The organism is Escherichia sp. B1147 (assembly GCF_001660175.1).
Classification (GTDB): Bacteria; Pseudomonadota; Gammaproteobacteria; order Enterobacterales; family Enterobacteriaceae; genus Escherichia; species Escherichia whittamii.
The window spans coordinates 22,172-28,624 of record NZ_LFHY01000028.1 but is presented as its reverse complement, the minus strand read 5'-3'; the positions used below and the strand labels follow the sequence as shown (position 1 = coordinate 28,624).

3 protein-coding genes and 1 pseudogene are annotated in these 6,453 nt (G+C 49.7%); 2 read left to right on the top strand and 2 right to left on the bottom strand.

Going from position 1 to position 6,453, the window contains the following annotated elements:
• Nucleotides 1-63: 63 nt before the first annotated feature.
• Together A9180_RS22110 and A9180_RS22105 are read left to right on the top strand one after the other, a co-directional pair.
• A pseudogene (locus tag A9180_RS22110) lies at nucleotides 64-804 on the top strand (tyrosine-type recombinase/integrase); the annotation flags it as partial.
• 137 nt (nucleotides 805-941) lie between these two features.
• On the top strand, nucleotides 942-2,225 hold the full coding sequence (locus A9180_RS22105) for a putative acyl-CoA thioester hydrolase (protein ID WP_064530648.1): 1,284 nt from the start codon (nucleotides 942-944) through the stop codon (nucleotides 2,223-2,225).
• Nucleotides 2,226-2,555: 330 nt separating this feature from the next.
• On the opposite strand, the gene A9180_RS22100 is transcribed toward A9180_RS22105, so the two are convergent.
• Both A9180_RS22100 and A9180_RS22095 read right to left on the bottom strand, forming a co-directional pair.
• Nucleotides 2,556-4,817: a hydratase gene (locus A9180_RS22100; protein ID WP_064530646.1), complete on the bottom strand. Its 2,262-nt coding sequence runs from the start codon at nucleotides 4,815-4,817 to the stop codon at nucleotides 2,556-2,558.
• 182 nt (nucleotides 4,818-4,999) lie between these two features.
• The gene (locus A9180_RS22095; RefSeq protein WP_064530645.1) at nucleotides 5,000-6,433 is read right to left on the bottom strand and encodes an anion permease; all 1,434 of its coding nucleotides are present in this window, start codon (nucleotides 6,431-6,433) and stop codon (nucleotides 5,000-5,002) included.
• Between the last annotated feature and the right edge of the window lie 20 nt (nucleotides 6,434-6,453).

The window sequence follows — 6,453 nt, the reverse complement described above, 5'->3', positions numbered from 1 at the left end:
GAATCAGAACGATTGTTCTGGAAAAACTCTAAAGCTGTGGCCAGTTTTTGTTGACCACTACATCTGCCTGATGCTCCACTTGAAGACATCACCACAAAAGAAATTGCGGCAATGCTCAATGGATACATAGACGAGGGCAAGGCGGCGTCAGCCAAGTTAATCAGATCAACACTGAGCGATGCATTCCGAGAGGCAATAGCTGAAGGCCATATAACAACAAACCCGGTCGCTGCCACTCGCGCAGCAAAATCAGAGGTAAGGAGATCAAGACTTACGGCTGACGAATACCTGAAAATTTATCAAGCAGCAGAATCATCACCATGTTGGCTCAGACTTGCAATGGAACTGGCTGTTGTTACCGGGCAGCGAGTTGGTGATTTATGCGAAATGAAGTGGTCTGATATCGTAGATGGCTATCTTTATGTCGAGCAAAGCAAAACCGGCGTAAAAATTGCCATCCCAACAACATTGCATGTTGATGCTCTTGGGATATCAATGAAGGAAACACTTGATAAATGCAAAGAGATTCTTGGCGGAGAAACCATAATTGCATCTACTCGTCGTGAACCGCTTTCATCCGGCACAGTATCAAGGTATTTTATGCGCGCACGAAAAGCATCAGGTCTTTCCTTCGAAGGGGATCCGCCTACCTTTCACGAGTTGCGCAGTTTGTCTGCAAGACTCTATGAGAAGCAGATAAGCGATAAATTTGCTCAACATCTTCTCGGGCATAAGTCGGACACCATGGCATCACAGTATCGTGATGACAGAGGCAGGGAGTGGGACAAAATTGAAATCAAATAATGATTTTATTTTGACTGATAGTGACCTGTTCGTTGCAACAAATTGATAAGCAATGCTTTTTTATAATGCCAACTTAGTATAAAAAAGCAGGCTTCAACGGATTCATTTTCTTTCCATTTCAAAGCCCGGAGCAACCTGTGAACACATTTTCAGTTTCCCGTCTGGCGCTGGCACTGGCTTTTGGCGTGACGCTGACCGCCTGTAGCTCAACACCGCCCGATCAACGTCCTTCTGATCAAACTGCGCCTGGTACCTCTTCTCGCCCGATTCTGTCGGCAAAAGAAGCGCAGAATTTCGATGCTCAACACTATTTTGCGTCCCTGACGCCTGGTGCTGCGGCGTGGAATCCTTCACCTATTACTCTGCCAGCTCAACCTGACTTTGTTGTCGGACCGGCGGGTACACCAGGTGTGACGCACACGACTATTCAGGCAGCGGTGGATGCGGCAATTATCAAACGTACCAATAAACGCCAGTATATTGCCGTGATGCCAGGTGAGTATGAAGGCACGGTCTATGTCCCCGCAGCTCCGGGTGGAATCACCGTCTACGGTACAGGCGAAAAACCGATTGATGTGAAAATTGGACTTTCCCTTGATGGCGGCATGAGCCCTGCCGACTGGCGTCACGACGTCAACCCGCGCGGCAAATATATGCCAGGTAAACCAGCGTGGTATATGTACGATAGCTGCCAGAACAAACGCAGCAACAGCATTGGCGTTCTGTGTTCTGCGGTCTTCTGGTCACAAAACAATGGCCTGCAACTGCAAAACCTGACCATCGAAAATACCCTGGGCGATAGCGTAGATGCGGGTAACCATCCGGCGGTGGCACTGCGTACTGATGGCGACAAAGTGCAGATCAATAACGTCAATATTCTCGGTCGTCAGAATACTTTCTTTGTGACCAACAGCGGTGTGCAGAACCGTCTGGAAACTAACCGTCAGCCGCGTACCCTGGTGACTAACAGTTATATTGAAGGGGATGTGGATATCGTTTCTGGTCGCGGCGCAGTAGTGTTCGATAACACCGAATTCCGCGTGGTGAACTCCCGTACTCAGCAAGAAGCGTATGTGTTTGCACCGGCTACGCTGTCCAATATTTACTACGGTTTCCTCGCGGTAAATAGCCGTTTCAATGCTTCCGGTGATGGCGTCGCACAACTGGGCCGCTCGCTGGATGTTGATGCCAATACCAATGGCCAGGTGGTGATCCGTGATAGCGCCATCAACGAAGGCTTTAACACGGCTAAACCGTGGGCTGATGCGGTGATTTCCAATCGTCCGTTTGCGGGGAACACCGGTAGCGTTGACGATAGCGACGAAGTACAGCGCAATCTGAATGACACTAACTACAACCGCATGTGGGAATACAATAACCGCGGCGTGGGTAGTAAAGTGGTTGCAGAGGCGAAGAAGTAAGAGCTATTAACTTTTTGCCGGATGCGGCGTAAACGCCTTATCCGGCCTACAGGATCGATGCGATTTGTAGGTCGGATAAGATGCGCCAGCATCGCATCCGACAAATAAGTGCCGGATGCGGCGTAAACGCCTTATCCGGCCTACAGGTTCGGTGCGATTCGTAGGTCGGATAAGATGCGCCAGCATCTTATCCGACAAATAAGTGCCGGATGCGGCGTAAACGCCTTATCCGGCCTACAGGTTCGGTGCGATTCGTAGGTCGGATAAGATGCGCCAGCATCGCATCCGACAAATAAGTGCCGGATGCGACCTGCATTCACATGGCGTTTTTTACATCTGACGGTTTTTATTGAAGTTAATCAAACTACCCGCCTTGATAATCTCGCGCTCTTCGGCAGTCAGACTTTCCATATACAGCGTGATTTCCGTTACCGGCGCATCTTCATGGATCACATAACCTTTGAACGTCGCACCAGGATTATCCAGCGCCGCTTTAATGCCAGGAATATAAATGTAATCACCCACTTCAAAGCTCGGTACTTCTGCCATCTGCAGCGGTAACATCCCCCAGTTAATGACATTAGAACGGTAGCGTTTGGTGGCGTACTCCTCGGCAATATTCGCCAGACCACCAATTACACGCTGGCAGCTTGCCGCTTGTTCACGTGCAGAACCATCGCCTGGTTTGACTGCATAGACCATGCTGCCAATTTCTGTTTGCAGCGGATCGATATGTTCCTGACCAGCAATCTGCTTAATGCGCGCAAACACCTCTGTCAGCTCGCTGACATTCCCCGCCAGACGCTGATTTTCCAGCTCGGCAGTCGCTTTACTTCTGCCAACATAACCAGGATCGCGGCGTGACAGGGTAAACTCCGCCAGACCAATCGGATTTGAACGATACGAAGAAGTTTCCCCGGAAGGAATCAGTTCGTCGGTGGTGGTCACCTCATCGAGGATCTTCGAGCACACTTTGAGGACGATATTGTCAGTCAATGCCCCTAATTCCGGCCAGTCTTTGATGTTCGGTCCGTAGATTAGCGGTTGCTGGGTCGCCCCTTTCACAAACCCCTGATAAACACGGTTTTTATACGGTGTGACATCGAAAGCGTACTCCGGCACGTTGTCCCAGCAGTCCAGCTCACTTGCAGATGTTAAGTAACCACCGTTTGCAGCTGTTGCAGCGATAGAACGGGCGTCCATCAACGCCACCGCTGACATCTGCCCATTAGCTGGCTTAGAGCCTTCGCGGTTCGGGAAGTTACGCGTGGTGTGGCGAATACTCAAACCGTTGTTGATTGGCGTGTCGCCCGCGCCAAAACATGGGCCGCAGAACGCAGTTCTGATGATTGCACCTGCACCAATCAAATCTGCTACCACACCTTTTTTGGCTAAATCCATAAACACCGGCTGTGATGACGGGTAAACCGCCAGCGAGAAGGTGTCATTGCCACAGGATTGACCGCGCAGCGCATTTGCTGCGGCAATCACGTTTTCATAATTACCGCCAGAACAGCCCGCGATAATCCCCTGCTGCACTTTCAGGCGACCATTTTCGACTTTATCCAGCAATGAGAGTCTGGCTTTACCGTGCGCCACACGCTCGGACTCAATTTCAATCTCACGCAGGATGTCAGTCAGGTTCTGGTTCAGCGTGTCGATTTCATAAACGTTGCTCGGGTGGAACGGCAGTGCAATCATCGGCTTGATGGCACTTAAATCAACGCTGATGCAGCCATCGTAGTACGCCATCGGTTGTGGGTTAAGCTGGCAGTAATCCTGGCCGCGACCATGCAGCGCCAGCCAGTTATGGACTTCCTCATCGGTTTGCCAGACGGAACTTAAACAGGTGGTTTCGGTAGTCATCACGTCAACGCTGTTACGGAAATCCGTAGAGAGCGAGCTAACGCCCGGTCCCACAAATTCCATCACTTTATTTTTGACGTAGCCGTTTTTAAACACGGCGCCGATAATCGCCAACGCCACATCCTGCGGTCCTACATATGCCGCAGGTTTTCCGGTCAGATGCACCGCAACAACGCCCGGATAGTCGATATCCCAGGTGTCATTAAGCAGTTGTTTTACCAACTCGCCGCCGCCCTCACCGACCGCCATTGTACCTAATGCGCCGTAACGGGTGTGGCTGTCTGACCCGAGGATCATTTTGCCGCCGCCCGCCATCATTTCACGCATATATTGGTGGATAACCGCAATATGCGGAGGCACAAAAATACCGCCATAACGCTGGGCCGCCGATAAACCAAAAATATGGTCATCACCGTTAATGGTACCGCCCACAGCGCACAGTGAGTTATGGCAGTTGGTCAGTACATACGGCAGCGGGAAGCGTTCCATGCCAGACGCTTTAGCTGTCTGTACAATACCAACAAAGGTAATATCGTGTGAGGCTAAGGAATCAAACTTAATTTTAAGTTTGTCCATATTTCCGGACGTATTATGAGAAGAGAGAATAGACCAGGCAATAGTGCCTTTTTTGGCTTCTTCTTTTTTTACTTCGCCGGTGAAATGTTCTTCAGAAATTATTTCGTTATTACTGGCGAGAAACACGCCTTTATCAGATAACTTGATCATCAAATGCTCCAGATATCTGCGCACCGTAAAGTGCGCAGAAAGATAATAAATGGATATACTCTAAATAATTCGAGTTGCAGGAAGGCGACAAGCGAGTGAATCCCCAGTCACTTACATAAGTAAGTGACTGGGGTGAGCGAACGCAGACACAGCACATGCAACTTGAAGTATGACGAGTATATTTACAGCATGTTCCAGCCGATCAGCATATTCCACCACCATACACCGAGGGTGATATGCACCAGGAAGGTTAATATCGTCAGTACCGCACCGACCAACCACCAGGATTTAATATCGTTATAACCCACACCAAAGATGACCGGGCCTGCTGCACCACCGTAGTGAGTGACCATACCGCCGTAGGAGTTGGAGAACAGCAGCGCCAACGCGGTTAGCATTAACGGTGCACCGGAGACGTTCGCCAGCATGGCAAATACCGGTAACATGGCAACAATATAGGCACTACCGGAAGCGAAGAAATAACGCACGATGATGCTAAGGAAAATAATAACGAAGAAAGCAACGTTACCGTGACCATCAAATGCCAGGTTATTTTTAAAGACTTCAGCTAACCATTCGAAGAATTTAACTTTCGATAATAATGAGCTTAAGCCGATAATACCGCCGTACCAGATTAAGGTATTCCAGCCGCCTTTATTTTTAACCACGTCTTCCCAGGTAACGATACCCAGCAGCAGCATGGTCGCCATAACAACGATTGCCACGGTGGATTCATCAACCCCCAGAGACTTACTGAAAATCCAGCCCAGCAGTGCCAGCACAAAGACACCGAGCAGCATTTTTTCGCGGATTTTCATCGGCCCGAGTTCAGCAAGACCGGCTTTAGCGATAGTTTTGTTATCCACCTTTTTAATTTCTGGCGGATACATGGTGTAAATGACCAGCGGAGTGACCAGCAGCATAATGATGCCCGGTAAACCAGCAGCCAGCGCCCATCCCCCCCAGCTAATTTGCAGATGCAGAATGTCGTTGATCATTTTCAGCGCCAGAATGTTCCCCGCCATTGCGGTAAAGAACATATAGCTGGTGGTTTTGGTGACCATGTAAATGGACATCATCAGGTAATGTCCGACACGACGCGGGCTTTTTTCAGGTTCTGACCCCAAAGCCACCGCCACGCTGTTGATGATCGGTAACACAATGCCGCCCGCACGCGCGGTGTTAGACGGTGTTGCCGGAGCGAGTACCAGATCAAGGAATACCGTAACGTAACCCAGCCCCAGGGTAGTGCTACCTATTTTACCGATTAGCAGATAGGCAATACGTTTACCTAAGCCCGTGGTCACAAACGCGGCGCTTAAGGTGAACGCCGAGAATACCAGCCAGGTGGTACCGGAAGAGTAACCGCTTAATACGGCGGTGGTTTTAAACGCACCGTCAGACAAGTTACCGACCACCACCATTGAGGCTGCAACGGCAATTAACAGTACGACTGGTTCCGGGAAAGGCTTGATAACCAGACCCACAATCGCCGCCAGGTAGATACCAAAAAGTACCCATGCCAGTTCGCTTAACCCTGCCGGAGCGGGTATAACGCCAATAATACATGGGATCGCTAATATCAGAATTAGCTTCCATAACGATTTCTTGTTCATTTAAAATCCTGTTCTTTCTG